Source organism: Methylobacterium sp. WL9, from assembly GCF_008040035.1.
GTDB lineage: Bacteria > Pseudomonadota > Alphaproteobacteria > Rhizobiales > Beijerinckiaceae > Methylobacterium > Methylobacterium thuringiense.
The window spans coordinates 1-1,017 of the sequence record NZ_VRVE01000191.1; the positions used below are offsets into that span (position 1 = coordinate 1).

Here is a 1,017-nt window from a genome sequence, read left to right on the forward strand (position 1 = left end):
CGCAGGAACTCCCCCACCGCCCGCAGGGTCACGAAGCCGCCGTAGGCCGTGCCGCTGGCGAAGCGGAGGCTCAACCCCTCCCGGCCGGTCTCGGAGAATCCGAGCACGTCCGTGAGGATCGCCGCCGTCGCCGCGGCCTCGCCGAGCAGCAGCGTCACGCCGTGGAAGCCGCGGATCGCATGTTCCGCCGGCACGCCGCCACCACTCCAGACCGCTTCGTCGCCGTCGATTCCGACGAGCGCCAACGCCATCCCGTCGGGATCGCGGAAGCGCAGCACCGGCTCGCCGAAGACCTGCGCCAGGGCGTCGTGGTCGACGCCCTTCTCGATGAGGCGATGCGTCCACCAGCCGATCGCGGCGCGGGGCACGCGGAACGCCGTCTCGCTCGTCACGCCGATGCCGACCCGGCCGGGGGCCGCACGGTCGAACGGGAAGAAGGTGAGGATCGTGCCGGGGCGGCCGGTCTCGTCGCCGTAATAGAGGTGATAGGTGCCCGGATCGTCGAAGTTGACGGTCTTCTTCACGAGCCGCAGGCCGAGAACCTCGGTGTAGAAATCGAGGTTGCGCTGGGCCGCGCCCGCATAGGCGGTCACATGGTGGATGCCGTGCTCGGACATGACGAGGTCTCCTGAGAGCGCTCCGCGGAGCGCCGTCGCCGTCTTTCGATGGAGACAATCTGGGGCTTGCCGGCTCACGAGAAAACAGAAACGATGGAAACCCATCGTTTCCGGTATTGCCTGATGAAACTTCCCGATTTCGAGGCCTGGGCCATCTTCGCGAAGGTGGCGGAGGCCGGCTCGATCAGCAGAGCGGCGGAGGATCTCGGCGTCGCGAAGGGTACCGTCTCGAAGGCGCTAACCCGGCTCGAAGCGCGGATCGGCGCTCGCCTGTTCAACCGCACCTCGCGCCGGCTCGCCCTCACAGAGGCCGGCCGCACGGATCGGCAATTCGCCGTTGCCGGGCATCGGCTCGGCGCCCACGCGCCGGTTCGATTGGACGAGGTAGGGCATGACGTAG

General features: G+C 68.4%; 2 protein-coding genes. One reads left to right on the top strand and one right to left on the bottom strand.

Features of this window, described 5'->3' with window-relative positions; translation table 11 throughout:
- On the bottom strand, nt 1–617 hold a 617-nt coding region (locus FV217_RS22415), incomplete at its 3' end, for a VOC family protein (RefSeq protein WP_147821843.1).
- A 123-nt stretch (nt 618–740) separates the two neighbouring features.
- Here FV217_RS22415 and FV217_RS22420 point away from each other — a divergent pair.
- On the top strand, nt 741–1,017 hold a 277-nt coding region (locus FV217_RS22420; RefSeq protein ID WP_147821845.1), incomplete at its 3' end, for a LysR family transcriptional regulator.